Origin of the sequence: Secundilactobacillus kimchicus JCM 15530, from assembly GCF_001433995.1 — a bacterium.
GTDB classification, from domain to species: domain Bacteria; phylum Bacillota; class Bacilli; order Lactobacillales; family Lactobacillaceae; genus Secundilactobacillus; species Secundilactobacillus kimchicus.
The window spans coordinates 1-25,233 of record NZ_AZCX01000011.1 but is presented as its reverse complement, the minus strand read 5'-3'; the positions used below and the strand labels follow the sequence as shown (position 1 = coordinate 25,233).

The window sequence follows — 25,233 nt, the reverse complement described above, 5'->3', positions numbered from 1 at the left end:
TTGGCTTAATTATGAACGCGCTAAGTAGAAGGGAGTTATGTTATGCTCTGTCAAAACTGTCACCAACGTGAGGCAACGATCCATTTGTACCTCAACGTTAATGGCGAACGGCAGCAAGTTGACCTATGTCAAAACTGCTATCAACTACTCAAAAACCAACAGCTTAACAATAATTCAAATCCAGGCAATGGAGGTGCGAATATGGCACAAGATCCATTTGGCTTTGGAAACCTCGATGATATCTTCCGGGCAATGCAAGGCGGCGCCCAAGGCAATCCTCAGGGTTTTCAATCTCAAGTCCCACCAACCCAACCAAGCGGCCCCCGAAACGGTGGCAACAACGGTCGAGGCAATGGTGGAAACTCACTTTTAGGTCAGTACGGGTTGAACATGACCGACCTTGCAAAGCAGGGTAAAGTCGACCCCGTCATCGGCCGCGATAAAGAAATCGCAAGAGTTATCGAAATTTTAAACCGGCGAACTAAAAACAACCCCGTGTTGATTGGTGAAGCCGGAGTTGGTAAAACTGCTGTTGTGGAAGGCCTCGCCCAAAAAATCGTTGAAGGCGATGTTCCCCAAAAGTTAATCAACAAACAAGTGATTCGCTTAGATGTTGTTTCGCTCGTTCAAGGTACCGGAATCCGGGGCCAATTTGAGCAACGGATGCAGCAGTTGATGCAAGAAGTCCAACAAGATCCAAACATCATCTTATTCATCGATGAAATCCACGAAATTGTTGGCGCAGGTAACGCTGAGGGTGGCATGGATGCAGGTAACGTTTTAAAGCCAGCCCTTGCTAGAGGTGAGTTCCAACTTGTTGGGGCCACTACCTTAAACGAATACCGTGATATCGAAAAGGACCAAGCGTTAGCTCGACGGCTTCAGCCAGTCACAGTTAACGAACCATCTTCCGATGAAGCCGTTAAGATTTTAAAGGGCATTCAAAAGAAGTATGAAGATTATCACCACGTCCACTACACGGACGCTTCACTTGAAGCAGCCGTTAAATTGTCGGACCGCTACATTCAGGACCGTTTCCTGCCGGATAAGGCAATTGATTTGATGGATGAAGCGGGCTCAAAGAAAAATCTCACCATCAACGTAGTCGATCCTAAGACTATTGATGATAAGATTCAGGCCGCTGAAGCTCAAAAGCAAGAAGCTTTAAAAGCTGAAGATTACGAAAAGGCTGCTTACTATCGCGATCAAGTGTCCAAGCTTGAGCAGAATAAGACAGACCAGCCTGCTTCTGATGAAGGCGTGCCACAAATCACCGAAGCTGATATGCAAAAAATTGTCGAGGAAAAAACTGGCATTCCTGTCGGTGAACTCCAAAACAAGGAACAAGAGCAACTTCGTGATTTGAGTGACCAACTTAAGCAACACGTCATCGGCCAAGATGAAGCCGTTGATAAGGTATCGCGAGCTATTCGGCGGAATCGAATCGGCCTTAATGGGACTGGTCGACCAATTGGCTCCTTCCTGTTTGTCGGCCCAACCGGCGTCGGAAAAACTGAATTAGCCAAGCAACTTGCTCGCGAACTTTTCGGTTCCAAGGATGCTATGATTCGGTTTGACATGTCCGAATATATGGAGCCGCACTCAGTGTCCAAGTTGATTGGGTCGCCTCCTGGCTACGTCGGGTACGAAGAAGCTGGTCAATTGACTGAACAGGTTCGTCGGAACCCTTACAGCTTGATTCTACTCGATGAAGTTGAAAAGGCGCACCCGGACGTGATGCACATGTTCTTGCAAATTCTGGACGATGGTCGTCTGACTGATTCTCAGGGTCGGACGGTCTCATTCAAAGACACCATCATCATCATGACTTCTAACGCCGGAACTGGCGATGTTGAAGCAAGTGTTGGATTTGGTGCCGAGGCTTCCGGAACAACGCATAGCGTCTTGGACAAGCTCACCAACTACTTCAAGCCAGAATTTCTAAACCGGTTTGATGACATTGTTGAATTCAACCCACTCACTAAGGAAAACTTAATGAAGATCGTTGATTTGATGATTTCTGATGTCAATGATATGTTGGCCAACCAAGACCTTCACGTTCACGTAACGGAACCAGTTGAAGCCAAGTTAGTTGATCTCGGCTACGATCCGGCTATGGGCGCTCGGCCACTACGGCGGGTTATCCAAGAACAGATTGAAGACCGCATCGCTGACTACTACCTTGACCACGCCGACGTTAAGAACCTGGTCGCAAAGATTGAAAACGGTGAAATTACTTTAGCCGCTGAAACCAATGCATCATCTAGTTCAGAAACCAAGTCTTCAAAACCTAATAACGATTAACAAAACGGTGTCCAACCCCAGCAAATAAAGCTGGGAAGTTGGACACCGTTTTTTTAGGTTTCACGACTGAATGGCTTGGGACCAACCTGAGAGTGGTGGCGTTTTGCCAGTTCTAAAACGCCACTTGGGATGAATACTGCTACTGCGACAATTAGCCACTGGATCGGCGAAAGTGCCACAAGCTCAAACAGATGTTGTAATCCCGGGATTAATGCAACTGCGAGTACCAAAACACCCGCTAACACGACGCCGATATTCAACGCCTGATTACCTTTAATTGATGTAAGCGTCAAGCGACCGCGACTCTTAATCGGATAAATATCAATCATTGACCCGATGGCTAAAACAACAAAGAGCATGGTTGTTCCCACGAGTGCTGACCCCGATGTTAATCCAAACCGACCAATGCTGTAAATCCCGAGTGTCAGCACAATAAACGTTGTCGCTCTCAGCGCAACCCGATATCCTAATCCATCGGTAAAAATGCTACTGTTTCGACTAATTGGTGGCCGCTTCATTGTCAGTGGTTCACCTGGCTCACGGCTCAGGTAGAACCCTGGAATACCATCGGCTAAAACGTTAATTAACAGCAGTTGTTCCGCAATCAGTGGCGCGCCCCATCCGATTGAAACCGCAAAAATCATGAGGAATAATTGAGCGAAATTGACGCCAATCAAAAATTCGACCGCTTTTAAAATGTTTTGATATACCGTTCGGCCAGTTGCAACGGCGGCAACGATGGTCTCAAAATTATCGTCTGTTAAGACCATATCACTCGCATTTTTTGAAACTTCCGTTCCCGTAATTCCCATCGCCACACCAACATCAGCGGCTTTCAACGCCGGCGCATCATTCACGCCATCGCCAGTCATCGCAACGGTGGCCCCATTGGCCTGCCAAGCATTAACAATCCGAATTTTATCCTCGGGCGATACCCGCGCATAGACGCTAATTTGGCTAATTTGATCGGTGAGCTCAGTATCGGATAATTGCCGTAATTCAGCACCCGTCATAACCGCGTCACCAGCTTTAAAGATCCCAATTTGCTCGGCAATCGCTTTTGCCGTTTGCAGATGATCACCCGTAATCATCACCGTTTTAATACCAGCTTCTTCAGCCTGCTTAACCGCCGCAATTGCGGATTCTCGCGGCGGATCAATCATCCCAATGATTCCTGCAAATGTCAGGTCCGACTGAATATCAGAAATTGGCGCCGTTGGGCGACTATCAAAAACTCGGTAGCCAACCGCTAGGACTCGAAGGGCATTTTGGGCAAAGTCATCATGAATCGTATACATTTGAGCTATTTCTGTCGGTGATACAGTTACCGGTAACCGGTCAATGGCCCCCTTGACAATGAGTAGAAATTGACCGGTTGGCATTTCGTGTAACGTCGCCATCGTTTTTTTATTAGAATTAAATGGGTCTTCAGCAATTCGCGGATAAGTCGCCTCCCACTCTGCCCGGGATTGACCAAACTTGGCTAGCCACCTCACAATGGCCAACTCGGTGGAATCTCCCACCTCCACGCGTTCACCGTCTACTGATTCGCTGGTGGCATTTGTCGCCAATCCCATGTAACGCATCAATGCCGTCGCCGCCGGATCATCCTGTTGGCCTTTAACCACTCCAGCTTGCTGCATCTGTGGTGTCCAGTAACGGGTCACCGTCATCTGATTTTGAGTTAACGTCCCCGTTTTATCCGACGCAATGACGTTAACACCGCCGATGGTTTCAACCGCATCAACGCGTCGCATAATGGCATTTTGCTTAGCCATTACGCCAACGCCATGGGACAGCGAAATCGTCACAATAATGGGCAACGTCTCTGGGACGGCAGCTACGGCAAGCGAAACCCCTATCATCAGCGCATCTGCCAACGGTTCACCCTGGTGGAAAACACTCAGGAAAAAGATTAGGAGACCACCGGCAATGGCCACCGTTGTTAACCGTAAAGATAATTTATTTAACCTTTTTTGGAGTGGCGTCATCCGGCTCTTCGTTCGGTTCAACATGCCCGCAATTGACCCCAATTCGGTGGCCATTCCAATGGCAGTAACCACCATCGTCCCAGTTCCCTGGGCAATGCCAGTCCCTGAGAAAACCTCATTTTCCCGGTCACCCAGCTCGGCTGCCTGAACAACCGGCTCAGCCGTTTTCTTAACCGGCTCACTTTCACCGGTCAACACCGCTTCGTCGACTCTCAGGTCAGTTGCTTTTACTAACCGGCCGTCCGCTGGAACCTGATTGCCACCTTCCAGCACAACGACGTCACCGACCACCAAGTCAGCGGCATCAATCACTTGTGACTGACCGTCTCGAATCACCGTCACTTCATGAACGTTCATCTTCTTTAGTGCCGCTAGCGATTTTTCGGCACTGTTTTCTTGATACATCCCAATCACAACGTTGATGACCAGAATGCTCCCAATCACGATGGGCTTGGTCCATCCGCCGCCAGTGGTGATTGCTAAGTACGTGGATAAGACCACGGCAAATAACAATACAAGTGACGCAACGTCTGATAAATGACGCCACACTTTAGCCACCAAAGTTGGTGGCTTTTCCTCAATCAATTCATTTCGGCCACTTTTTTGCTGGCGTTCAGCAACTAAAGTAGCGGTTAATCCCGTTTGGACGTCCGTTTGATACTCTCGTTGGAGCTCTACGGTTGTCATTTCGGCGTTTGTCATCTTCATCACGAGCAGTCCTTTCAAATTCGCTGCAGGGACATGGCAAAACAGCTTATTTCAATTCACAAAAGATTTCTAAGTTAAGTTTACAGAAAAAAAGCGTCCATTACAAGAATTTCACCAATAAAGTCTAATAATGACAATTAGTAATGGTGAGATAAATGTAGTTGGACGCCGCTGGTTACAAGTTTTTATCCATATTGAAGGTCAGTTTTGAAAGCGTTAAACCTTTTTCAAATAACGTATGAATCAAATCCGTTGTAGCGACTCGCATGTCGGCCACAATTTGGTGGTTTCGCTCTGTCAGAAAAGCGGTCAGCGCTTCATCCGTTAGTCCAGTTGCCCCATCATCAGTCACTTGTAGATGCTGCCGGAATTGTTCCTTAGCCGCTGTTAAGTAATCAATGTCTTGTTCGACAAACTGACTGTAGTGAGCTTCTACCAGCACAGATAGTTTCCGATACATCCAATAAGCGCTGGCGTCGTCAGCGTGAAGCGGCGTCACTGCGTAACTCGGATCAGTATCAGTGGCATTAGCAAAAAACGGCACATACGGGGTAAAGGCAGGCACCCCAAAGCACAGCCAAAAAATAGCGGATTGCGCTGGAGCAACGTCGTTTCGCAGTTGCAACACATGTGAATTTTGAGTCCGGTTCATAGATATTGGCCGAAAACGCGTCTTATCTGCTTCTGGACCATTACCCAGCGGATCATAGACCGTTTCATTGTAGTGGGAACTTAAAATGTATTCGACATCCTCAACACTAATCTTCCGGGTTGCTCGGCAAATAAACGGGAGGTTAGAACTAGTGGGTTCCTGCTCGATTTCGGGATTCAAATAACGTTGCCCAAACCAAACCCGTGGCGTGTTATAGTGGCGATCCTTTTCAGTACTCGTGCCAAAAATATGCCGAAAGTTCCAGCCGTCTTTGTCCGGATTGAGGTGGTAGGTTTCAACGAATTCCAAGAGGCCATCGGACCACATAAACTGGTCAGGATCATTAAAATCAATTTGTTCTTGTGCGACTTGATTCGCCATAATGACGTAGGCATCATCAGGAATTCTTGAGGCAACCCAATGATGACCCGTGACGATTTCCATGTACCACGCCTCATTTTGGTCCGCAAATAAAACCCCGTTACCCTCTGGTGAACCATATTGCTTAATCAATTGGCCGAGCCGTTCAACCCCCTCTTTCGCGCTTTTAATATAGGGCAATACCATTGTTTGAAGGGTGTCTTCAGCCATGCCATCAGCGACTAACGGATCATGGGCCAGCGCCTGCGGATTGCCGTAAACACTCTCGGTGGCACTCATGGCAACGTTAGCGCTGTTAATACCGCTCTCTTCATACAGGCCCTTCTCATCGACCTCCACGTTAGGCGTTGCCTGGTAGCGCAACGCTTGCTTGGGGAGCTGAGCTTTGAATCCGTTTTGAGTGGACGTTAACATTTTCTCCTGGTGATTGTTGGCTGGATGCATGATAAACGCTTGTGGTGTTAATGGCAAAAAAGTGTCATCGTTTCTGGCAATCATCACTGAGCCATCGATAGACGCTTTCTTACCCACGATAACAGATGTACAGGCAGATAGTGGTTTTGACATGTGAAAAAGTCTCCTTCGTCATTTTAATGTGTATCCAGTATAAGCGTTATACTTGGCGAAACCAAGTCTTGAACCGAAGTTTAGTTTGTGAAACGATTGACAAATTAATATCATTGTGTAAAATACAATTGTTAGCAATTTGACTAATGGGACTATTTTAGGAGGCCGTTTGATATGAAAGTTGTCATTATTGGTTGTACGCACGCTGGAACGTTCGCAACAAAGCAAATTTTAACTGAACATCCCGATGCCGAGGTCACGGTTTACGAGCGAAACGATGTTATTTCATTTTTATCTTGTGGGATTGCCCTTTATCTAGGTGGTCAGGTAAAAGATCCTCAGGGACTTTTCTACTCCAACCCTCAAGAACTCGCCGAATTAGGCGCCACAATTAAAATGCGCCACGACGTTAAATCCGTCGACAATGTGGCCCACACCGTCGTTGTTGAAGACCTTAACACCCATGAAACAACGACTGTCCTATACGATAAATTAGTGATGACAACCGGGTCATGGCCGGTCATCCCTCCCATCCCTGGAATTGATAGTGACCGGGTGAAACTTTGTAAGAATTGGGTCCACGCCCAAACGCTTTTCAAAGAAGCCCCAACGGCTAAACGCATCGCCGTTATTGGTGCCGGTTACATCGGCGCTGAGTTGGCGGAAGCCTACTCGCTAAAGGGCCACGAGGTCACGTTGATCGATGGTGAAGACCGCGTCATGCCAAAGTATTTCGATCAAACTTTCACCACCAAAATTGAAGCTAACTACCAGAACCACGGTGTGAGATTAGCCCTAAATCAGCGCGTTCAATCTTTTGAAACAACCACTGACGCCGTGACCATCCACACCGACAAAGACGCCATTACAGCGGATCTTGCCATTCTTTGCATCGGCTTTCGACCAAATACCGAGCTGGTCAAGGGAAAAGTCGATATGGCCCAGAACGGGGCAATTTTGACGAACGATTACATGCAAAGTTCTGATCCAGATATTTTTGCGGCCGGCGATGCAGCCGCGGTCCACTACAATCCAACGGGGAAAAACGCCTACATTCCCCTTGCCACAAACGCCGTCCGACAAGGCATTTTAGTTGGCAAAAACATCGCGCAACCAACCGTTAAATACATGGGCACCCAATCAAGCTCGGGGCTCGCCCTCTATGGCGTCTCAATCTGCTCAACTGGTCTGACCTACGAAGCCGCTAAAGCTCAGGGATTAGCCGCCGAACAAGTGATTGTAGAAGACAACTATCGGCCGGAATTCATGCCGACGACCACCCCAGTCTTGATGTCACTGGTGTTTGATCCTAATACTCGGCAAATTCTGGGCGGTGCCTTAATGAGCGACTATGATATTTCCCAGTCTGCCAACCTTTTATCGGTCTGCATTCAAAACCAAAATACAATTGATGATTTAGCCATGGTCGACATGTTGTTCCAACCAAACTTTGATCGACCGTTCAATTACCTCAACATTTTAGCTCAGGCCGCTCAAGAAAAAGTAGCCAAAGCCACGGCAGAAGCATAACCGGCTTCTCAAATTCGCCTCAAAACACAAATAATCCCGATCTGGCAAATTGTCAGATCGGGATTATTTGCGTGATTTTCTAATGCCGCTAGAGGGTTTTCATCCGGTCATTTCGTTAAAGTTTTGAAGTCAACTCAACATCTGGATACTTATCCTTAAACCACCGTTCAGCAAACTGATTTTCGAACAAGAAAAGCGGTTCGCCGCCTCGGTCTTTAACCAATAAGTTTCTGCTCGATGACATTTTTTCATCGAGTTGGTCCGGGTTAATCCACCGCGCGATTTTGTGACCCATGGGTTCCATCACCACTTCAGAATTGTACTCATTTTGCATGCGGAACTGGAAAACTTCAAACTGAAGTTGCCCCACGGCACCTAAAATGTAGTCGCCGGTTGAATAAGACGTATACAGCTGAATGGCGCCTTCTTGAACCAACTGTTGAATCCCTTTGTGGAAGGATTTTTGCTTCATAACGTTCTTAGCTTGAACCGAAACGAACAACTCCGGCGTGAACTGTGGCAATTTTTCAAATTTTACCGGTTGCTTCCCGGTAAAAATGGTATCACCAATCTGATAGTTTCCGGTGTCGTATAGGCCAATAATATCGCCAGCAACGGCAGTATCTACATTTTCTCGCGTATCGGCCATAAACTGAGTCACGTTTGATAAACGCATCGTCTTATTGGTCCGACCGAGGGTGACGTCCATCCCGTGGGTGAAGAGACCAGAGCACACCCGAACAAAGGCAATCCGGTCGCGGTGCCGAGGGTCCATGTTCGCTTGAATCTTGAACACAAATCCAGAAAAGTTCGAATCGGTCGGTTCGACAACCCCGTCATTTTCCGTCCGATGTGGTGCTGGTTCAGGCGCAAACGTTAGGTAGGTTTCCAGGAATGTTTTGACCCCGAAGTTAGCGAGGGCGGACCCGAAGAAGACGGGAGTCTGGTCACCAGTGGCAATCTTTTGTTCGTCAAATTGATTTCCCGCATCGGCAATCAATTCCATGTTGTCACGAGCATCTTGGTACCAGGAATCTTCCTTCAGTGGGTTATCGCCAACGATATCCCCATTTTCATCTAATGGCAGATAGGCCGTCTCCTCTGAATCAGGCCGAAAAACTGCGACCCGGTTGTGGTACCGATCGTATAATCCCTTTAGTTCTTTTCCCATGCCGATTGGCCAGTTCATCGGGTACCCTTCCACGCCCAATACGTCTTCCAGTTCGGCAATCAGATCAAGTGGGTCACGACCATCCCGGTCCAATTTGTTCATAAAGGTAAAAATTGGAATGCCCCGCATTTTACAGATTTGAAACAGCTTCTTTGTCTGAGGTTCAATCCCCTTGGCTGAATCAATAACCATGACCGCTGAATCAACCGCCATCAAAGTCCGATACGTATCTTCGGAGAAGTCCTCATGCCCTGGCGTATCCAAAATATTAATTCGCTTGCCTTCATAGTCAAACTGCATCACGGAACTCGTGACGGAAATTCCCCGCTTTTGTTCGATTTCCATCCAGTCAGACTTCGCAAAGTTGCCACTCTTTCTGGCCTTAACGGTCCCAGCTTCTCGGACGATTCCACCGAACAGCAATAGTTGCTCGGTAATCGTCGTTTTCCCAGCATCAGGGTGAGAAATAATGGCAAACGTTCGGCGACTTGCCACTTCAGCTTCTAAACTAGTCATCGCGGCTCTCCTTTCATTCTTGTGAGATGCTTAAACGTTCTTTTCAATTTGGTGAACCACATAGTTCACGATTTTTAGCGAACTCAATCCGTCATCAATCGCACAGAACCGATCGTAAAACTTCATGAATTTCGCATTACCGCTCATATCACGAACCTCAAGATCATGGGCGATTCCCCGCATCAAATCGGTTTGATTGTTAGCGATTTTCCCCGGTAAATCCTTTTCGTAGTCCAGGTAAAAACCACGCAACTCATCTTTGTAAAGATGGTAATCATAAGGATAAAACAGAATGGGCCGCTTCAGATAAGCATAGTCAAAGAACACTGAGGAGTAATCCGTGATGAGCATATCCGAAACAAGATACAGTTCTGAAATATCAGGATGGGATGAAAGATCGTACACAAAGTCAGTGTAGTCACTAATATCCAATGCATTGGCAATCAGGTAGTGCATCCGTAAAATCAGAACAGTATCTTCTCCAAATTGTGCCTTGAACTCGTCAAGACTAAATGGTAGCTCAAAGGTATATTTTCCCTTCTCCGCAAACTGATTATCCCGGTAAGTTGGGGCATACAAGACGACTTTTTTATCCAGCGGAATGCCTAGTCGTTCCTTTAAGGCCACAATATCCTCCGGTGTCGCATTAATCAGTTCATCATTACGCGGATACCCGACCTTTAAGATCTGGTTATTAAACCCAAAGGCCGATCGGAAAATTCGAGTCGAATAATCGTTAGGAGAGACCAAAGCATCCCACCGATTGGCTTCTTTCACAAAGTTAGCGTGGTACTTGCTGGTTGTTGTCCCAGGCATTGACACGTTTTCGATGTCTAAACCCAACTTCTTTAATGGTGTTCCATGCCACGTTTGGATGTAGGTGACGTACTTTGGCTTACGGACCCACGCCGGGAACCGTGCATTACTAATCCAGTACGTCGATTTTTCGAGGGTTCGAACCCACTTTGAAGTCCGTCGAACGACGTAAGGAATCCCGTTTTGCCGACAGAACTTCTTCAGTGAGCGATCAATGGACCAGACAAAATTAAAGCCCGGATAGAGTTCCTTAAACAACTTGTAGATTGCAAATGGACTATCTGACACTTGTCGGCCACCAAATGATTCAAAGACAATTGTTGTCGCCTCATTTGGTCGATGGCCCAACTTGAAAAGTAACCGCATCCGCTGAAGATTAATCTTATCTTGAATTGTCCGACCAAATTCAACGATCGCCCCTAGCTTACTAGGCGCAGCGGCCAACTTTTCAACCACAGTTGGCGCCGGAAATTCCTTGACAATCAACCCATTGTTGAAACTTTTTTCCAAAAGTGCCATTCTGCCAGAGCTTAAAACCGTTTGTACGTTTTGCCCCTCTAATGACCGGGCCAAAATAAGCCGTTGTTCAACCTTCTGGGTACCGACCATATAGTGAATAAAAAGGGCGACATCCGCATTTTCAGGGAGGTCCGAGAGTGGGATTGAGACGCTAAACAGCCCTCGCAATGTCCCTTTTTCCGTCGGATAGCTCAACGCTTCGCCAGTATTCACATCACGAAGAAGAATTTGTTGATCCTTAATCGGCTGATTATTAATCAGACTATTTCCGGTCAGCTTGAGCGTATCATCAACCAAGTTCACAGAATTGATTGAAAACTCATCTTCCGCCTGCTGCGTATGAATACTGAGGGTTGCCATCCCTTCTGAATCTGAGTTGAATTGAATATAACTCGTTAATGACAATTGGTGCCGATCACTAAGATATTCACTTTCAACCTGCAGTAACACATGTTCATGATTGGCTTCAAAACCCAAAAATAGCTGCCACGTAAATTCACTTTGGTTAAACGCAGCAAACTGCAACGCCTGAGCATCAATTCGAATTCGAATCAAGTTGTTGTCAATCACCTTAACAACGGGTACCGTAATGGTCGCCAAACTATTGGTTTCCAAGAAGGTTACCCGCAAATTATCGAAAGAGGACGGCACGTCAATTAGTTCCAGTTCCAATTCCTGTTTACTTTTTTTCTGGTGTAAGCCTGATAGTATTGCACGCACGGGTAACGACTCCTTAATAGTTAAAAATCAGTTGTTGTGGCATATGGGTCACAAGGTCAGGATTATCATCTAAATCAACGAAAAGTTGACACCCCGACTGATCAAACGACCGCAAAACCATTGCGTAAAATTCGTATAAATCGCCTAAGCGATGATATGAAACATGATCAACGACTTCGTAGAACGGCTTCTTTTCGCTAGCCCGATAAACGACCCGATTATTGGGTGAATCTTCGTCAGGCACCTGGTTTGAAAAATTAAGTTTTGACGTCTTGCCCATACTGTATAACCAGTTAACCGTTCGCATGTGGCGAATAAACCGGTAAACCAGTTCCCCCTGGCTGTTCAGCAATAAACTCTGGGAAAGATGCCCCTGTTCGAAATTCATCAGGCCAATCAACTGGCCCTTTTCAAAGATGGCTGATTGCACAATTTCATTGTGGTCAAATTGCGTCATTTTAAGTGGGATCCCATCAGTATCCTTGATGACTTCGCCGAAGATTTCGCCGTCTTTGACATACCGGTCAACCGTCCCACCAAATTCGGCATCATCAAACGTCTTTTGCTCAAAGGCTAAAAAGTCTTGATTAAACGTCTCAGCCGGCGTCAACGCTACCCCTGTCGACGTTTTAACCAAATCAGCTAACGATTGAACGTGGAGGTGGTTTCCTAACTCGTGATGCTTAAACGTTATTGCAAGCTGGCGCTGCGCTTGTTCAAACTCATCAAACCGGACCATGGCAAACAAAACTGTCACGTCTTCGCCTTCGCTAACTAATGCCGTGACCTTATTTCTAAACGTCGTTTTTCGTAACCCCGCAAGTGAGGTTACCAGAAAGACTGCTTGTCCCATTACGTTAACCCTTTCTATCCACAATAAAATATCCCTAGAATTACTCTGGGGATATCATCATCGCTTCTACTTATTCTTTCCAATCAGCGCCCGCTTGGAGGCCCAGATCTTCTTTGATCTTAGTGGTTGAGATGCCCTCAGTCCGTGGCAAATAAATGACTTCACAGTAATCCTTTAAGAAGTCAAACTTACCTTCCCAATCGTCGCCCATCACAAAAATGTCGATGTCGTTTTCCTGAACGTCTTTGATTTTTTGATCCCAAGTCGTTTCTGGAATTACTTCGTCCACGTAACGAATGGATTCCAAAATATACTTTCGGTCTTCATAAGACGTGTAGGCGCGCTTGCCTTTAATTGCATTAAACTCATCTGATGACACGCAGACCGTCAAGTGGTCGCCCAATGCCCGAGCCCGTTTGAGTAATCGAATGTGACCTTTGTGAATGAGATCAAACGTCCCGTACGTAATAACTTTTTTCATAAAATCTCCTGCTTATTTCATTAATTTCAGTCTCAGTTTCTAACCCGACTATATTACCACAAATCCTATCATAACCCAATATGTGGTCAACGAATTCCCCATCACCCTTAGTAAAGCTTAAGATTCCGGCGTCGTTGAGGCCGCTTTATCAGAAATGTGTGACACGTGATAAATAAACTCAACAATCACCTTCACGATAGCGTACAACGGCACACCGAGGATCATCCCTAGCAATCCCGCAATATTACCGGCAACCAGCAAAATAATGATGATGGTTAACGGGTGGATGCTCAGGCTCCGGCCGATAACGTTGGGGAAGATGAAGTTCCCATCGATTTGCTGAACCACGACGGTGACAACCGCCACCAAGATGACTTGCATTAAGCCACTCTCAATGGCCACGATGAGGGCCGGTAAAACGCCAATATACGGACCAACGTACGGAATGATGTTGCACATCCCGGCGAAAATTCCTAGTAACAACGCATACTTTTCCCCAACTAAGGCGAATCCCATGGAGGTGAAGACCATAACAAACAACACTTCAATCAATTGACCGCCAATGTAATTTGAGATTGTATTACTCATCTGCGAGAGCAAATCCATGGTTTGTTCAGCATGCTTACGAGGTAAAAAGCGCTTAATAGCCGGCTTTAACTTTTGCCCATCTTTCAGCATGTAAAACAACATCACCGGGACCGTAATGGCGACGACGGTAATACTGGTTGCCATGCCAATAACGGTGCCAACACTGGAAGTTAACCCGCTCATAAACGTCTTGGCGTAATCCGATAACCCGGACTGAATCTGATTAGCATACGATTCATAATCCACGGTCTTCAACCAACCGATATGACTCAATCGCTGGTTCCACTCGCCGAGCACCCGTTTAATCACATCCACAAAGTTGGGAATGTTTGTTACCAGGTTTCCAACTTGACCAATTAGCTTAGGAATCAGCCAAGCTAAAGCCCCAATAAACAGCAGCAACAGCAGAATAAAAACTACTGCAACCGCGCCAGTATGGTTAAAGCGAAATTTGCCTAACTTGACCTTTTCAAGTCGCATCACAATTGGATTTAACATGTAAAACAGCACCCCTGCCAAAAGAACTGGCATAAAAATCGTTGAGAAAAACGTGCCGATGGGCGCAAATAGAAAGTCGATCTTGGTGCAAACCCAGATCAATACAGCCACAATCAAGAGTTCTAGTGACCAAAACATGAGCTTGGATTTTTGAATTCGTTCAAACATAGTAAAATCCCCCGTCAAAACAATTAAACTAAGTATACAATACTCCACCGGCAAGGCAAACAAAAAACAGACCATCAGAAATAGTCTGCTTTTGAATTCTAAAACTCCATTACCGCCGACGGGAAAGTTCGAGATAGCGTGAATACCATAAATCTACGTATTCCTTCGAAAATGGCCCTTTGCGGTTGTTGATCCAATCCACCAAAATCAAGACGTTAGCCTTCAATATCTTATCGATGTCTTTGCTATAGTGCCAACGTTTGGAAAAGACCTCATACTCGTCAACGTCAAGCAATCGTTTCTCGCCGTCAGGAAACACCTTAACGTCGAGATCATAATCAATATACTTTAATGCTTCTTGATCTAACACAAAAGGTGAGGCAAGGTTACAGTAGTAAGACACCCCATTATCGCGGATCATAGCGACCACATTAAACCAATAGTGTTTATGAAAATAAACAAGAGCCGGTTCGCGAGTCATCCACCGCCGCCCATCGTCTTCAATAACCAACGTATGGTCATTGCAACCGATGAGGGCATTTTCGCTTGTTTTGAGTACCATTGTATCGCGCCAAGTTCGATGTAAACTTCCGTCGTGCTTATAGCTTTTGATCGTAATGAAGTCGCCTTCCTTAGGTCCTCTAGCTTCGCGCGCCATAGTTAACCCCTACTTTCCAAGTATCGGGTATTAAATTAAAATTTCACAAAACATTATAACAAACTTCTAGTTATTTGCCTACATAATATCTCGAATCAGCAACCCTTAGTCGGCGTCATTTTCATGGTCGGCCAGCCATTTATTAATGGCATCCGACGGAAACCCTTTGCGGTAAAGTGCCTGCCACACTTTTTGCCGACGGTCACTAGCTTCCCGGCTGGCGTGACGACGCCAAAGTTTTTCCGCCTGGCCATTTAACAGGTCTTCTTGCTCGTCTTCGGCCATTTCAAAGCTTGTTTCAGCCAGAACTTGTGAAATAACATCGCTTGAAAAGCCCTTTGCCATCAGGCGTTGGCGAACTTTTTGTTCTTGAATTCGTGGCATATCTCGATGGTACTGACGCTTAATTTTAGGCACCTGCTCGGACGCTTGTGTCAGCTGAACCGACTCATCAAATTCATCGCTTAGGGCCGCTTGAATCAGGCGCTCGCTAACCCCTTTGGCCTGTAACTGACGGCTGATAACCGCCGGGCCTTTATCGCTAGTCTGTCGCATGGTCCGAACGTAGCTGTAGGCGTAATGCTCGTCATTGACCAATCGTTCCGCCTTCAACCGAGCAATGACCGTTTCAATATCTTCTAGTTCAAATTCCTTGGCTAGTAAGTAGTCTGTTAACTCCTGCTCCGTGCGTTGGCGAAACCCCAAGTAATCTAACGCACGCTGCCAAATTTTGGAGAGATCATCTTCGCGTTGGAGTTGTTGAATAAGTCCGGCGTCCAGTTCTGTCCCCTTTAGTAAGCGGTGCCGAATCAACACGTCTTCCCCAACCGCGAATGCGTATTGATCGTCGATGTAAATATTGTAACGGCCAGGCCGCTTTTGGGATTGGATTTTCGTAATCGTCCCGCCATTTTCATTTTTATCCGACATGGTACGTTCACACTTCCTGTTTTTTTGCTATACTAGTTTCGACTAATAACTACGATAGAGGTTGATTAAATGGCTAAAGCACAAGTTGTTTTTGCAACAATTACTGGTAACAATGAAGATATCGCCGACATCATCACCGAACAGTTTGAAGCGTTAGGCGTCGAAGTGACGGAAACCGAAATTTCTCAAACGGAAGCCGATGACTTAAAAAACGTTGATATCTGTGTCGTCTGCCCGTACACCTATGACGAAGGTCAGCTTCCCGATGAAGGAATGGACTTCTATGAAGACCTTAAGGGATTGGACTTAAAGGGTAAAATTTACGGTGTTGCGGGCTCTGGTGATCTATTCTACGAGGACGATTATAACGTCGCCGTTGACGCATTTAGCGCCGCATTTAAACAAGCGGGCGCCACGCAGGGCGCTCAAGATATCAAGATCAATTTGGAACCTGACGAAGATGATATTGCCGCACTTGACGCCTTCACTAAAAAGTTAGTTGAAGCCGCTGGTTAATGATGTTTTGACTTAGAAGCCGACCGTTTTTTGGTCGGCTTCTTTTTCATACTCCGCCGGGTTTTACGAAGTTGTTTAACAATGGCCGTCTCCTCGCTTGGACCTAAGTGCCATTCCTGAGATGCGGCGTTGACCACACCCCCGAGCATTAAAATATAGGCGGAGAGGTTCAGCCAGATAATGGTGACGATGAACGTTCCAATCGTTTTATAACTCGTAATGCGTTGGGCAAAATACCGGATATATAGAGCAAACCCTTGGGATAGTAGTAGCCACCCCACCGTAGTCACTAACGCACCCATCCAGACAAACCGCCATTTGACGCGCACCATTGGCACCACATAATAGAGCAAGCAGGCCAATAAAAACAGTCCGGTCGCGGAAACCGGTAATCGCATGCTGCCGACAAATTGGGTGAGCTGAGGCGAAATATGAAGCCAGGGAGCAACGGTATCAATCACCGTTTCCGACAATCCATAAACAAAACTAATAATAAAAATTAAAATAACAAGAACTAAGATCATCAAAAACGAGAGAAACCGACTCACCAGCGCGTTGGTTGAGTCAATCCCATATGCTTGATTGATACTGCGTTGAAACGCCGCAACCATCTGGCTGGCGGACCAAATCGTCACCAAAATCCCAATTGAAAGTGTCGTGCCGCTCCCTTGTTCAAGAAACGACCGAATAATCGGCGACACCGTTTCGAACACCGGAACAGGTAGAACGGGTTTGATATAACTTAAGACCCAATCCGTATCTAGTCGAAGTAACGAAATCAAGTTACCGGCAATTAGTAAAATCGGAAAAATCGAGAGTAACGAGTAGTAGGTCAAAACCGCTGCCGAATCGCTCACGTTAGCTTGTCGATAATGTCGAAGAAGTGACCTGAGGAACTCCTGGAATTTTTGCATATGCTCACCTCATAGTTGATCACGATGAGCCAAAATGGCTTTCAAAATGTAGTCTGCAGCATGACCATCCCCATACGGGTTTTTGGCATCAGCCATCGCCTGATACGTCTGGTGATCAGAGAGCAGCGATTCTAGCGCTTGCCGGACCTTTTGGGGATCCGTTCCAACCAGCTTCAGCGTCCCAGCCGTGACGCCTTCTGGTCGCTCCGTTTCATCTCGCAGGACTAAAACGGGTTTACCAAGCGATGGCGCCTCTTCTTGGACGCCACCAGAATCCGTCATAATTAAGTAGCTTCTGGCCGCTAAGTTATGAAAGTCAACGACGTCCAACGGTTCAATTAAGTGAACCCGGTCAACGCCACCAAGGATTCGGTTGGCCACTTTGCGAACGGCCGGGCTCAAATGCACTGGGTAAACAAGCGCGGTGTCCGGATGCGCTGCAATGACGTCTCGAACTGTTTCAAACACCCGTTCCATTGGCGCCCCTTGGTTTTCGCGACGATGCATCGTCAATAAAATAATCCGTTGGGACTCATCAATGCCAGCCAAAACATCATGGTGGTAATCCTTAGTAACCGTTTGTTGGAGCGCGTCAATTGCGGTATTGCCAGTGACGAAAACATGATCCGCCGCATGATTTTCTTTGAGTAAGTTAGCGCGACTTAACTCAGTTGGTGCAAAGTAAAAGTCGGCTAAAACATCTGTCATTTGGCGATTCATTTCTTCGGGGAACGGCGAATACTTGTCCCAAGTTCGAAGACCGGCTTCCACGTGACCCACTGGTTTTTGGTGGTAGAATGCACTGAGGCTGGCCGCAAACGTGGTCGTTGTGTCCCCGTGAACGAGGATAATATCTGGATTTGCCTCGTCGATGACAGCGTCGAGTTTGGTTAACACTCGACTGGTGATTTGGGCCAGTGTTTGGTTCGGTTGCATAATATCCAAATCGTAGTCGGGGGTGATGTGGAAAATATCTAAAACCTGATCTAACATTTCCCGGTGCTGCGCCGTTACAACGGTCACAGGGGTAAAATCGGCCGGGTTTTGTTGCATTTTCAAAACGACTGGGGCCATTTTAATTGCTTCAGGACGGGTCCCAAAAATCGTCATTACTTTTACTGGTTTTGTCATTCCTTCAGGCTCCTATTATTTAGGTTAACATTCATTATACCAAACGATAACACCACCCGAAATGGATTCAGTTTTAAAAAAGACTTTGTAATCTTTGATAGATGGCTTAAAATGGAGTTTAAGCTGTGAGAAAGGACTGTTTTAGCCATGCGTACCATCAGCCTGATTGTTCCCTGTTATAACGAGGAAGAATCGATTATGCTCTTTTATGATGCGGTTGCCAAAGTATTTAGTGAAATGAATCAAACAAGCGACCGCTACCAACCTGAATACTTATTTGTTAACGACGGCTCAAGCGACAAAACCCTGCAAGTTCTGAAAACCTTGCAAGCCGAACACAAAGATACCGTCCACTACCTGTCATTTTCACGAAACTTCGGTAAGGAATCGGCCTTAGCAGCTGGATTAGACGCCGCTACTGGTGATCTTGTTGCAGTCATGGACGTGGACCTTCAAGATCCACCGGAACTTCTCCCACAAATGATTAATCTCATTGAAACCGAAGATTACGACTGCGTTGGGACCATCCAAAAGCAACGTCGTGGCCAAGGACGAGTTCGAGCTTTTCTGTCATCTCAATTTTACAAAGTCATTGATGCTATCTCCCAAGTTCATATCGAACCGAACGCGCGTGACTACCGGTTAATGACTCGTGAAATGGTCGATTCGGTACGCTCATTACCCGAATACAACCGCTTTTCAAAGGGGATTTTTGCCTGGGTTGGTTACAAGACAACGTACTTGGAATACGAAAGTCAACCCCGTGCCGCCGGTGAAACTCACTGGTCAATTATGCAATTATTTAACTACGCAATCGAAGGAATCATCGATTTTTCCGATGCACCTCTAAAAATTGCCACTTGGATTGGTGGCCTGAGTTTTGTTCTGGCGATCTTTGGTCTCATATTTGTTGTCGTTCGTGCGCTGACGGTAGGCGGTTCCGTTGCGGGCTGGCCGTCAATGGTCACGATTATGCTGCTGCTAGGTGGTATTCAACTCTTTTGTTTGGGAATTTTGGGCCAATACATTAGTAAAATTTACCTAGAGAGTAAACACCGACCTAAATACATCATTAAAGAACAAAAGTAAGCCCGAAACCCGGTCAGTTCGCCGGGTTTTTGATTTCGCTTGTTATTTCATCCCAGGATTGTTATGCTATCTGACGGAGTTTAACCGCAACGAGGAAGGATCAAAATGAAACCAATTCTCAAACTATATCACCAGTATGAATCGCTCGTTTCATACCTCTTTTTTGGTGGCTTGACCACCCTAATCAACATTGTGGTCTTCGGTTGGCTAAACCACCACATGGACTATACGATTGCCAACGTCATTGCCTGGTTTGCCTCTGTCGTCTTCGCTTTCGTCACCAACAAATTATGGGTGTTTAATTCGAAAAGCATGGCCGTTGGCACCTTCTTGTGGGAAATTTTAACCTTCTTCGGATTCCGGGCGCTGTCTTTGCTTGTCGACCAAGGTATCATGGTCCTTGGTGTCTCCGTTTTGCATGGCAATCCCCTGATTGTTAAAATCATTGACCAGTTTGTGGTCGTCGCCATTAACTACATTTTTTCAAAATGGATTATTTTCCGAACAAATGACCAATAAAAAAGATGCAATCAACCGGTGCTGTTAAGCTGGTTGATTGCATCTTTTTTACTGGCCTCAATTAGTGACCCTGTTGTAAATCTTTCAAGAAAGCGGCCACCGTATCAAGTTCTTCTGGCGTGTACTTTTCAACCAGCCTAGCGTGTTGCTGATCTAACAGGACCGATAACTGGTTTTGCGTCTCGACTACCTGACTGCCGGCCGGTGTTAATTGAAATAATTCCGTCTTCTCATCCGGGTGTTTGCGATTCACAAAGCCAAGCCGACTTAACTTATTCAGGTGCTTCGTCACAACGCCAATCGTGAGATCTAGCGCCGAAATCAATTGCGCTGATGTCGCAGGCTCAATTTCAGCAAGTTGTTGTAAGACCCTAAGGTTCAGGGTTGATAATTGGGAAATGGCATATTGTAAGTCACGGTTTGATAAATGAAGCTGAATCCACTGACGCTCAAAATTATTATCTTGAGCGCGAGTATTAATAATGTTGATGAGTGGATTTTCGATATTTCGCTTATAAAAGGCTAGTTTTTCCAAAGATTCATCCCTCGTTTTCATAGCAAATTGATAATATCACAAATCCCCGTTTAACGCTATCAGTGCCCATCAGATTACCTTAGTTCTAGCCGGACGCCAAATTTTATTTGCTCTGACTTGCAAGTCCCTCAAGAGTCAGTCAAAATGGAGGTAATTAAACCCGGAAGGACTGAGGCATCATGTATGAACACATTGCGGTACCATTGGACGGTAGTCATAACTCAAAGTTAGCACTGAGTGAGGCCTTGAAGTTAGTCAAAACTTTTCAATCGAAATTGACCTTATTAACGGTCATCGACGACAAACGGTTGATCTACAACGTCACGGGAATTCAAGGGGCCGGTGGCTACTATGAAGAGCTGACTCAAAAAGCCAGCCAAATTCTCGCCGAAGGTCAAAAAATAGCGGAAGATCAAGGCGTGAAGGCCGAAACTGAAGTCCGTCACGGTAATCCAAAACAGGTCATTGCCCAGGACTTTCCTGGTGACAATCAAGTGAGCTTGATTGTCATGGGAAAATCCGGGACTGATGCCGTTGACCGGTTACTAGTTGGCTCCACAACAGCTGCTGTAGTGCGCAATGCAACCGCGAACGTACTCGTTATTGCCGAACCAACGCCAGACCAGGTTTAAAGACTTTTTAACGTTACTCAAGCTATCAATGATTATGTGTGGAGGGATCTTTTATGTCTGATTATCAAACCATCGTCATCGGCGCAGGTCCGGCTGGGACTGCCGTCGCGTATCCATTAGCTGCGAAGCAACGCGTTTTAGTCATTGAACGAGACCTCTTCGGTGGAACTTGCCCCAACCGGGGGTGCGATCCCAAAAAGATGCTCTACAGTGCCATTGAAACCAAATTACTGGCTAATCACATGCAAGGATTCGGCCTAAGCGGTGAACCTCAGATTAACTGGCCAGACCTGATGGCCTTTAAACGGGCCTATACCAGCCAAATCCCAGTTGGCACCCAACGCGGGTTGACGTCAGCTGGAATAACGACCATTCATGACGCACCAACCTTTATCGATGCCCATACCCTGCAAATTGCGGGAGAAAAAGTCACCACGGATAATATTGTTATCGCTACTGGGCAGACACCACGAGCGTTAGACATTTCTGGCCATCAGTGGGCGAAAACTAGCACCGACTTCTTAGACCTCGATCAACTGCCCAACCGGATAACCTTTATTGGCGGCGGATATATTAGTTTCGAACTCGCCAACATTGCAGCTGTCGCAGGCGCCAAGGTTACGTTAATTCACCACAATGACCGGCCGCTAAAGGCCTTTCCTCAAGACCTCGTTGACGCGTTGATTAACCAGATGACTGCAATTGGAATTGACGTTAAACTTGAAACGACCCCAACAGAGATCCAACAATCAAGTGGTCACTTCACGGTTCAAACATCTAACGGCGCTATTGAAAGCGATCTGGTCATTAATGCGACGGGGAGGATACCGAACCTTGCAGGCCTTAACCTCAGCGATATCGGCGTTTTAACCGACGAACACGGGATTCAGGTCAACGATCATTTGAAGACAACCGTCGAAAACGTTTACGCCATCGGCGATGTTGTCTCGCGACGGGAACCAAAACTAACACCGGTCGCCGGCTTTGAAGGCGCGTATGTTGCCCAGTCAATTCTAGGGTCGACCACCGCCCCCATCCACTATCCCGTGATTCCAACCATTGTCTTTGGCACCGAAAAGCTCGCTCAAGTTGGTGTTAGTGTGAACACTGCGCTTGCTCAGCCAGATGTCTACACCGTTGAGCACTTGGACGTCACGCACTGGTACACTTATAATCGCATCAAGGACCCAACGGCCCAAGCCCTCGTTGTTAAGGATGCGGCGCACAACGTGGTCGGGATTGCGAGTCTATCCTCAGTAGCCGATGAACTGATTAACACGTTTGTTGACCAACTCACACCGACGGGATCACCCATCTACGCCTACCCGACACCGGCGAGTGATTTAAGTTACTTTGCTTAATCGGTCCCAGTTTTGATAGCGACCGACCACAGGATAAAAAATGCTAAATTAAAGAGCCCGGTCAAAGTTAGATTTGTTTGCTAACTTTGGCCGGGCTCTTCGTTTCGAGACGGTTGTAATTTCACTCTTTTTATTTAGCAGGCTCCACCGGCAACTGCATGCCTTTCCACCCTTCCAGAGCACCAGCAAGTTCAAAGGCTTTAAACTCGTGACTCAGGAGAATTAATAAGGCTGTTTTTCCGAGCGTCGTCCCCTCAGTCCAATCGTAAACAACGTAGGTTTTACTCTTGTCCAGGTCAGCCAAATGGTTCTGTAACTCCTTAGCAGGAATTGCTAAAGCACCCTGAATTTGGTCGCCCTTAACTTGTTTAGGGGCATTTCTGACGTCTAACACAACGATCTCAGACGAACTCGGGTCTTGGATGGCTTTTAACACTGTGAAGTGGTCAATGTAGAGACTGAGATACGTTTCCAATAATTCAATTTTTTTACTTTCCATTATTTTTCCCTCACTATCTTAATAACTTAGCCAATAAGCGATTTAACTGAAATTTTTCCTCAGTCGTTAAACCATGAAATAAATGATTCAAATAATCAAAGTTGACCGGTAAAAAGCGATCAAGTTGTTGGCTTCCCTTGCTCGTAATTTGAACGTTAAACCGTCGCAAATCTTTTGCATCAGTTTTTTTTGCCACTAGTCCTGTTTGAATCATCCCGTGGATTAATTTGCTGCCCATTGGTTTCGCAGAGTTGAGTTTGACTGCGATATCCGATGGACTCAACCCTGCGGCACCAGAGCGCCGAAGAAACATTAAAATTAAAAACCGCGATTCCGATAAACCGTAATCTTGCAAAAGCGTCGCATATTCTGTATCCACTTGCTGATAAACATGTTGAAAAGCGATAAACGCCAAAATATTATCAGAATTTGCACTGGGAAAAGCAGCATTCATCGCCTGAATTCGCTCAGCATCAGGAATATCCAAAAAATCGTAATTGTCCATGGTGACCTCCTCGTTTTTATTTAGCCGGCTAACTAAATGGAGTATATCCACACCAGAATGTCAACTCAAAAATAAAAATTTTCGATTTTGAGACCCGATATTCTAATTCACAGACTTTGAGCAGATTCATTGAACCCCTGACCCGAAACTGGCATGCTTAAATAAAAACCGGAGGTGTCTCATGTCTGACAATATCTTAGAGATTGCCAACCAATTAGTTCAGAAATCGGCCGTTTTTGTTGTCGCCTCGTTGGACGAAATGGGGTTTCCTAGTCAAGTGGCCCTGACGCCGTTACCGTTGAACAAATCAATCAATTCAATTTTGTTTTACACGGACAAAAGCAAATCAACGATTCGAAACATAGCCAACGACAACAGAATTGCTATTTTTAGCTACAATCAACGGAATTATTCCTCAATTTGTTTAAAGGGTCATTTTCGGATTGTTTCGGAAGGTAAGCTCAGCGACGACATTCAAAAACTACTCAACCGGTTTCAACGAGAATTAGCCTATACCGACCCAGTCATTCTGCAATTTAACACGATGTCCTTTAGACTAAGGAACAACAACGAAATCACAACTGAAAAACTGGACAAGCTCAGTAGTCAATCGCATGACTAGCGAGCAACTGCATCCGGTTAACAGCGGTTTTGTTAAGGAAAATCAAAATATAAATCAAATCCCCCTAAACTTGGCCTTTTTGAGGTATGTTTTTTTGTAAACTAGTTATTTCAGGGGGGCACAATATGCCGTTAACCAAAATCAAAGACCAGTTATTGCTGATCATTGCCATTAATTTAGTCTTTATCCTTCTAGCCGGGTACCTCTACAGCCGCGGGCGGTTCGTCTCATTTCTCAGTAAGAATCTTATCCTGGCCTTAATTCCTTTAGATATTGCCTACGTCATGCAGACCGCTTCTCACCAATTTGGGTTCATCAAAGCCCCGCTCCTTTTTATCTGGGTGCTCTTCTACCCAAACACGATGTATATGCTCACCGATTTTTCTCACCTGTATATGGCCGGCGTTAGTCTTGATCGACCCGAAAGCTTTATCAATTATTTCTTGATTGTGCTAGCTGCTATTGCTGGCGTCCTCATTGGGATTCATAGCCTTCGATTGGTCGCTAGTAGCTTAAAAATGACCGTTCCAGTTCAACACGGCTTCTTTCTTGTCATGGCTATTATTTCCAGCTACGCCATCTTTATTGGCCGGTACCTACGCCTTAATTCTGTTGATTTCTTTAGTCAGTGGCACCATTTGGCCACCACGGTTCAAACCATACCAGTCAAATTTATTGTCGTTTTGACAGTGGTCCAGTTCTTGCTCATTGAACTTTTTTCTTGGGGCATCCGGTTAACCGGGACTCAAGCCCCGCAATAGAGAAATAAAAATCCGTCTAAATCAGCGAATTTAGACGGATTTTTAGGTTGTATAAAATGAAGACGTTTATGACCCCACCCGGAATATTGACAGTTTTA

At 45.9% G+C, this 25,233-nt stretch carries 23 protein-coding genes; 9 read left to right on the top strand and 14 right to left on the bottom strand.

From position 1 onward, the window contains the following. The first annotated feature begins 42 nt into the window (after positions 1–42). On the top strand, positions 43–2,304 hold the full coding sequence (locus FC96_RS10860; protein ID WP_056943014.1) for an ATP-dependent Clp protease ATP-binding subunit: 2,262 nt from the start codon (positions 43–45) through the stop codon (positions 2,302–2,304). Between the two features lie 53 nt (positions 2,305–2,357). Here FC96_RS10860 and FC96_RS10855 read toward each other — a convergent pair whose 3' ends face one another. Both FC96_RS10855 and FC96_RS10850 read right to left on the bottom strand, forming a co-directional pair. Further along, the gene (locus tag FC96_RS10855; RefSeq protein WP_056943052.1) at positions 2,358–4,997 is read right to left on the bottom strand and encodes a cation-translocating P-type ATPase; all 2,640 of its coding nucleotides are present in this window, start codon (positions 4,995–4,997) and stop codon (positions 2,358–2,360) included. 181 nt (positions 4,998–5,178) lie between these two features. Next, entirely contained in the window at positions 5,179–6,603 is a 1,425-nt protein-coding gene (locus FC96_RS10850) for a C69 family dipeptidase (RefSeq protein ID WP_056943013.1), read from the bottom strand. Between the two features lie 174 nt (positions 6,604–6,777). Here FC96_RS10850 and FC96_RS10845 point away from each other — a divergent pair, with 174 nt between their 5' ends. Beyond that, positions 6,778–8,133, top strand: a complete 1,356-nt coding sequence (locus FC96_RS10845; RefSeq protein ID WP_056943012.1) for an FAD-dependent oxidoreductase — start codon at positions 6,778–6,780, stop codon at positions 8,131–8,133. Between the two features lie 115 nt (positions 8,134–8,248). Here the strand turns inward: FC96_RS10845 and FC96_RS10840 are convergent, their stop codons facing one another. From FC96_RS10840 to recX, 7 genes are all read right to left on the bottom strand, one after another. Next, positions 8,249–9,820, bottom strand: coding sequence for a peptide chain release factor 3 (locus tag FC96_RS10840; RefSeq protein ID WP_056943011.1), 1,572 nt, complete (start codon positions 9,818–9,820; stop codon positions 8,249–8,251). A 30-nt stretch (positions 9,821–9,850) separates the two neighbouring features. Further along, positions 9,851–11,875 carry a CDP-glycerol glycerophosphotransferase family protein gene (locus FC96_RS10835; RefSeq protein ID WP_056943010.1) on the bottom strand — a complete coding sequence of 675 codons (2,025 nt, stop codon included), beginning with the start codon at positions 11,873–11,875 and terminating at the stop codon, positions 9,851–9,853. A gap of 13 nt (positions 11,876–11,888) precedes the next feature. Next, positions 11,889–12,728 carry a hypothetical protein gene (locus FC96_RS10830; RefSeq protein WP_056943009.1) on the bottom strand — a complete coding sequence of 280 codons (840 nt, stop codon included), beginning with the start codon at positions 12,726–12,728 and terminating at the stop codon, positions 11,889–11,891. 70 nt (positions 12,729–12,798) lie between these two features. Further along, positions 12,799–13,209: a glycerol-3-phosphate cytidylyltransferase gene (gene tagD / locus FC96_RS10825; protein WP_056943008.1), complete on the bottom strand. Its 411-nt coding sequence runs from the start codon at positions 13,207–13,209 to the stop codon at positions 12,799–12,801. Between the two features lie 117 nt (positions 13,210–13,326). Further along, entirely contained in the window at positions 13,327–14,463 is a 1,137-nt protein-coding gene (locus FC96_RS10820) for an AI-2E family transporter (protein ID WP_056943007.1), read from the bottom strand. 109 nt (positions 14,464–14,572) lie between these two features. Then, positions 14,573–15,121 (bottom strand): nucleoside tri-diphosphate phosphatase, encoded by a 549-nt coding sequence (ntdP, locus tag FC96_RS10815; RefSeq protein ID WP_055679719.1) that lies wholly within the window; start codon positions 15,119–15,121, stop codon positions 14,573–14,575. Between the two features lie 105 nt (positions 15,122–15,226). Continuing rightward, positions 15,227–16,051 carry a recombination regulator RecX gene (gene recX / locus FC96_RS10810; protein ID WP_055679718.1) on the bottom strand — a complete coding sequence of 275 codons (825 nt, stop codon included), beginning with the start codon at positions 16,049–16,051 and terminating at the stop codon, positions 15,227–15,229. Positions 16,052–16,120: 69 nt separating this feature from the next. Between recX and FC96_RS10805 the strand changes: the two genes are divergently transcribed. Continuing rightward, positions 16,121–16,567 (top strand): flavodoxin, encoded by a 447-nt coding sequence (locus FC96_RS10805; protein ID WP_056943006.1) that lies wholly within the window; start codon positions 16,121–16,123, stop codon positions 16,565–16,567. Here FC96_RS10805 and FC96_RS10800 read toward each other — a convergent pair. Next, positions 16,564–17,481, bottom strand: a complete 918-nt coding sequence (locus tag FC96_RS10800; RefSeq protein WP_056943005.1) for a YihY/virulence factor BrkB family protein — start codon at positions 17,479–17,481, stop codon at positions 16,564–16,566. The two genes, FC96_RS10805 and FC96_RS10800, sit on opposite strands and share 4 nt — an antisense overlap. A 9-nt stretch (positions 17,482–17,490) precedes the next feature. Continuing rightward, entirely contained in the window at positions 17,491–18,612 is a 1,122-nt protein-coding gene (gene wecB / locus FC96_RS10795) for a non-hydrolyzing UDP-N-acetylglucosamine 2-epimerase (RefSeq protein ID WP_056943004.1), read from the bottom strand. A gap of 147 nt (positions 18,613–18,759) precedes the next feature. Between wecB and FC96_RS10790 the strand changes: the two genes are divergently transcribed. Beyond that, positions 18,760–19,701, top strand: coding sequence for a glycosyltransferase family 2 protein (locus FC96_RS10790; protein WP_055679715.1), 942 nt, complete (start codon positions 18,760–18,762; stop codon positions 19,699–19,701). Positions 19,702–19,806: 105 nt separating this feature from the next. Beyond that, positions 19,807–20,220 (top strand): GtrA family protein, encoded by a 414-nt coding sequence (locus FC96_RS10785; protein ID WP_056943003.1) that lies wholly within the window; start codon positions 19,807–19,809, stop codon positions 20,218–20,220. 61 nt (positions 20,221–20,281) lie between these two features. Here the strand turns inward: FC96_RS10785 and FC96_RS10780 are convergent, their stop codons facing one another. Further along, positions 20,282–20,755, bottom strand: a complete 474-nt coding sequence (locus FC96_RS10780) for a MarR family winged helix-turn-helix transcriptional regulator (protein WP_055679713.1) — start codon at positions 20,753–20,755, stop codon at positions 20,282–20,284. Positions 20,756–20,934: 179 nt separating this feature from the next. On the opposite strand from FC96_RS10780, the gene FC96_RS10775 reads away from it, so the two are divergent. Together FC96_RS10775 and FC96_RS10770 are read left to right on the top strand one after the other, a co-directional pair. Next, on the top strand, positions 20,935–21,387 hold the full coding sequence (locus FC96_RS10775; protein WP_056943002.1) for a universal stress protein: 453 nt from the start codon (positions 20,935–20,937) through the stop codon (positions 21,385–21,387). Between the two features lie 53 nt (positions 21,388–21,440). Then, the gene (locus tag FC96_RS10770) at positions 21,441–22,748 is read left to right on the top strand and encodes a dihydrolipoyl dehydrogenase family protein (RefSeq protein WP_056943001.1); all 1,308 of its coding nucleotides are present in this window, start codon (positions 21,441–21,443) and stop codon (positions 22,746–22,748) included. A gap of 130 nt (positions 22,749–22,878) precedes the next feature. On the opposite strand, the gene FC96_RS10765 is transcribed toward FC96_RS10770, so the two are convergent. Both FC96_RS10765 and FC96_RS10760 read right to left on the bottom strand, forming a co-directional pair. After that, positions 22,879–23,247, bottom strand: coding sequence for a rhodanese-like domain-containing protein (locus FC96_RS10765; protein WP_056943000.1), 369 nt, complete (start codon positions 23,245–23,247; stop codon positions 22,879–22,881). A 13-nt stretch (positions 23,248–23,260) separates the two neighbouring features. Further along, a complete protein-coding gene (locus FC96_RS10760; RefSeq protein ID WP_056942999.1) occupies positions 23,261–23,752 on the bottom strand; it encodes a MarR family winged helix-turn-helix transcriptional regulator in 492 nt (163 codons plus the stop codon). Positions 23,753–23,933: 181 nt separating this feature from the next. On the opposite strand from FC96_RS10760, the gene FC96_RS10755 reads away from it, so the two are divergent. Both FC96_RS10755 and FC96_RS10750 read left to right on the top strand, forming a co-directional pair. Further along, the gene (locus tag FC96_RS10755; RefSeq protein ID WP_055679710.1) at positions 23,934–24,374 is read left to right on the top strand and encodes a pyridoxamine 5'-phosphate oxidase family protein; all 441 of its coding nucleotides are present in this window, start codon (positions 23,934–23,936) and stop codon (positions 24,372–24,374) included. A 125-nt stretch (positions 24,375–24,499) separates the two neighbouring features. After that, positions 24,500–25,135: a DUF1361 domain-containing protein gene (locus FC96_RS10750; protein WP_056942998.1), complete on the top strand. Its 636-nt coding sequence runs from the start codon at positions 24,500–24,502 to the stop codon at positions 25,133–25,135. The last annotated feature ends 98 nt before the right edge of the window (positions 25,136–25,233 follow it).

Excerpts from the sequence above, each read along its gene's own strand:
- FC96_RS10860 (WP_056943014.1), top strand. The coding sequence starts at position 43 with ATGCTCTGTCAAAACTGTCACCAACGTGAGGCAACGATCCATTTGTAC.
- FC96_RS10855 (WP_056943052.1), bottom strand. The coding sequence starts at position 4,997 with ATGACAAACGCCGAAATGACAACCGTAGAGCTCCAACGAGAGTATCAA.
- FC96_RS10850 (WP_056943013.1), bottom strand. The coding sequence starts at position 6,603 with ATGTCAAAACCACTATCTGCCTGTACATCTGTTATCGTGGGTAAGAAA.
- FC96_RS10845 (WP_056943012.1), top strand. The coding sequence starts at position 6,778 with ATGAAAGTTGTCATTATTGGTTGTACGCACGCTGGAACGTTCGCAACA.
- FC96_RS10840 (WP_056943011.1), bottom strand. The coding sequence starts at position 9,820 with ATGACTAGTTTAGAAGCTGAAGTGGCAAGTCGCCGAACGTTTGCCATT.
- FC96_RS10830 (WP_056943009.1), bottom strand. The coding sequence starts at position 12,728 with ATGGGACAAGCAGTCTTTCTGGTAACCTCACTTGCGGGGTTACGAAAA.
- tagD (WP_056943008.1), bottom strand. The coding sequence starts at position 13,209 with ATGAAAAAAGTTATTACGTACGGGACGTTTGATCTCATTCACAAAGGT.
- FC96_RS10820 (WP_056943007.1), bottom strand. The coding sequence starts at position 14,463 with ATGTTTGAACGAATTCAAAAATCCAAGCTCATGTTTTGGTCACTAGAA.
- ntdP (WP_055679719.1), bottom strand. The coding sequence starts at position 15,121 with ATGGCGCGCGAAGCTAGAGGACCTAAGGAAGGCGACTTCATTACGATC.
- recX (WP_055679718.1), bottom strand. The coding sequence starts at position 16,051 with ATGTCGGATAAAAATGAAAATGGCGGGACGATTACGAAAATCCAATCC.
- FC96_RS10805 (WP_056943006.1), top strand. The coding sequence starts at position 16,121 with ATGGCTAAAGCACAAGTTGTTTTTGCAACAATTACTGGTAACAATGAA.
- FC96_RS10800 (WP_056943005.1), bottom strand. The coding sequence starts at position 17,481 with ATGCAAAAATTCCAGGAGTTCCTCAGGTCACTTCTTCGACATTATCGA.
- wecB (WP_056943004.1), bottom strand. The coding sequence starts at position 18,612 with ATGACAAAACCAGTAAAAGTAATGACGATTTTTGGGACCCGTCCTGAA.
- FC96_RS10790 (WP_055679715.1), top strand. The coding sequence starts at position 18,760 with ATGCGTACCATCAGCCTGATTGTTCCCTGTTATAACGAGGAAGAATCG.
- FC96_RS10785 (WP_056943003.1), top strand. The coding sequence starts at position 19,807 with ATGAAACCAATTCTCAAACTATATCACCAGTATGAATCGCTCGTTTCA.
- FC96_RS10775 (WP_056943002.1), top strand. The coding sequence starts at position 20,935 with ATGTATGAACACATTGCGGTACCATTGGACGGTAGTCATAACTCAAAG.
- FC96_RS10770 (WP_056943001.1), top strand. The coding sequence starts at position 21,441 with ATGTCTGATTATCAAACCATCGTCATCGGCGCAGGTCCGGCTGGGACT.
- FC96_RS10765 (WP_056943000.1), bottom strand. The coding sequence starts at position 23,247 with ATGGAAAGTAAAAAAATTGAATTATTGGAAACGTATCTCAGTCTCTAC.
- FC96_RS10760 (WP_056942999.1), bottom strand. The coding sequence starts at position 23,752 with ATGGACAATTACGATTTTTTGGATATTCCTGATGCTGAGCGAATTCAG.
- FC96_RS10755 (WP_055679710.1), top strand. The coding sequence starts at position 23,934 with ATGTCTGACAATATCTTAGAGATTGCCAACCAATTAGTTCAGAAATCG.
- FC96_RS10750 (WP_056942998.1), top strand. The coding sequence starts at position 24,500 with ATGCCGTTAACCAAAATCAAAGACCAGTTATTGCTGATCATTGCCATT.